This window comes from Streptomyces sp. NPDC004667 (genome assembly GCF_040609475.1).
GTDB lineage: Bacteria > Actinomycetota > Actinomycetes > Streptomycetales > Streptomycetaceae > Streptomyces.
Genome location: NZ_JBEXKC010000234.1, coordinates 1 through 2348 on the forward strand (window position 1 = coordinate 1; position 2348 = coordinate 2348).

Annotated in this window: 2 protein-coding genes; one reads left to right on the top strand and one right to left on the bottom strand. The window is 75.8% G+C overall.

Annotation, left to right across the window (positions count from 1 at the left end; all coding sequences use genetic code 11):
• Positions 1-113 precede the first annotated feature (113 nt).
• Positions 114-2177 (bottom strand): nicotinate-nucleotide--dimethylbenzimidazole phosphoribosyltransferase, encoded by a 2064-nt coding sequence (gene cobT / locus ABZW32_RS39605; protein WP_356225744.1) that lies wholly within the window; start codon positions 2175-2177, stop codon positions 114-116.
• Here cobT and ABZW32_RS39610 point away from each other — a divergent pair.
• Positions 2170-2348: hypothetical protein (locus tag ABZW32_RS39610; protein WP_356225745.1), on the top strand; the 179-nt coding region annotated here is incomplete at its 3' end. The genes cobT and ABZW32_RS39610 overlap by 8 nt on opposite strands.

Sequence of the window (2348 nt, forward strand, 5' to 3'; positions counted from 1 at the left end):
GGATTGCCCGCAGGGCAATCCAGCCCCGCCGGCGATTGAGGCGCGGGCGCGGAGCGCCGTGTAGTGAGCCGCGCCGGCGACTGAGGCGGGAACGGCGGAAGGGCGGGTCGGGGTTACTTCTCGGTGACGCCCGCCGAGTCGAACGTGGCGACCTCGTGCATCGCACGCGCCGCACTCTGGACCAGCGGCAGCGCAAGGAGCGCGCCCGTGCCCTCGCCGAGGCGGAGGTCCAGGTCGACCAGGGGCCGCAGGCCGAGCTTGTTCAGGGCCGCCACGTGACCCGGCTCCGCGCTGCGGTGGCCCGCGATGCAGGCCGACAGGGACTCCGGGGCGATGGCGCGGGCCACGAGGGCGGCCGCGCCGGCGCTCACGCCGTCCAGGATGACCGGGGTGCGCAGGGAGGCCCCGCCCAGGAGGAGGCCGACGATCGCCGCGTGCTCCAGGCCGCCGATGGCCGCCAGGACGCCGATCGGGTCGGCCGGGTCGGGCTGGTGGAGTTCCAGGGCCCGGCGGACGACCTCGACCTTGCGGGCGTGGGTCTCGTCGTTGATGCCGGTGCCCCGGCCGGTGACCTCCGCGGGGTCGACGCCCGTGAAGACCGAGATCAGGGCCGCCGAGACCGTGGTGTTGGCGATGCCCATCTCACCCGTGAGCAGGGCCTTGTTGCCGGCGGCGACCAGGTCGCGGGCCGTCTCGATGCCGACCTCGATGGCCGCGATCGCTTCCTCGCGGGTCATGGCCGGGCCGGTGGAGAGGTCGGCCGTGCCGGGACGGACCTTGCGCGGCAGCAGGCCGGTGGTGGCGGGGAGGTCCCCGGCCACGCCGACGTCGATGACGCAGACCTCGGCGCCGACCTGGTTGGCGAAGGCGTTGCAGACCGCGCCGCCGCCGAGGAAGTTCGCCACCATCTGCGTGGTGACCTCCTGCGGCCAGGGGGTGACTCCCTGGGCGTGGACGCCGTGGTCGCCCGCGAAGATCGCGACGGCGGCCGGCTCCGGGATGGGCGGCGGGCAGACCCGGGAGAGGCCGGCCAGCTGGGCCGAGATGATCTCCAGCATGCCCAGGGCCCCGGCGGGCTTCGTCATGCGCTTCTGCCGCTCCCAGGCCTCGCCCAGCGCCTTGGCGTCGAGCGGGCGGATGCTGGCGACGGTCTCGGAGAGCAGGTCGTGCGGCTCCTCGCCGGGCAGCGCGCGGCGTCCGTACGTCTCCTCGTGGACGACCCAGGCCAGCGGGCGCCGCTGGGACCAGCCTGCCTGCGCCAGTTCGGGCTCGTCCGGGAACTCGTCGACGTAGCCGACGCACAGGTAGGCGACGACCTCCAGGTGCTCCGGCAGTCCGAGTGCGCGGACCATCTCGCGCTCGTCGAAGAAGCTGACCCAGCCCACGCCGAGACCTTCGGCGCGTGCGGCGAGCCAGAGGTTCTCGACCGCGAGGGCGGAGGAGTACGGGGCCATCTGCGGCTGGGTGTGCCGGCCGAGGGTGTGGCGGCCGCCGCGGGTGGGGTCGGCGGTGACGACGATGTTCACCGGGGTGTCGAGGATGGCCTCGATCTTGAGTTCCTTGAACTGCTTCGCCCGGCCCTTGGGCAGCGACTTGGCGTATGCCTCGCGCTGGCGCTGGGCGAGCTCGTGCATCGTCCGGCGGGTCTCGGCGGAGCGGATGACGACGAAGTCCCAGGGCTGCGAGTGGCCGACGCTGGGCGCGTGGTGGGCGGCCTCCAGGACGCGCAGCAGCACCTCGTGCGGGATGGGGTCGGTACGGAAGCCGTTGCGGATGTCGCGGCGCTCGCGCATGACGCGCAGGACGGCCTCGCGCTCGGCGTCGTCGTACCCGGGGGCGGGCTCGCCGACGGAGACGGCCTCGGGGGCGTCGGCGGCGGCGTCCGGGGCGGTGGCGTCCGCGGTGGCGTCCGGGGCGTCGGCCTCGGGGGCGGACGCGGCGACCGGTTCGACGGCTTCGGCCGGGGCGGCCTCCGCTTCGGCCGGGGCGGCGGCCTCCGCCTCGGGCTCCGCCGGCACGTCGGCCGGGGCGGCCGCCTCGACGGGGGCCTGAACCGTTTCTGCGGGGGCCTCCGCGACGGGCTCGGCGGCCGGGGTCACGGCGGCCTCCACGGCCTCCGGGGCCTCCGCGAGCACCGGCTCGGCCTCGGCGGGCGCCTGGGCGGCCTCGGTGGCCACGGGCTCGGCCGGGACCTCCACGGCGGCCACCGGCTCGGCCGGGACCTCGACGACGGCCGGCGCCTCGGGTGCCTCGGCCGTCAACCAGGACGGCGCCTCCAACGGTCTCACCGCCCCCAACGGCCCCTCGCAGCAGCGCGTCATCCGCGAGGCCCTGGCCCACGCGGGCCT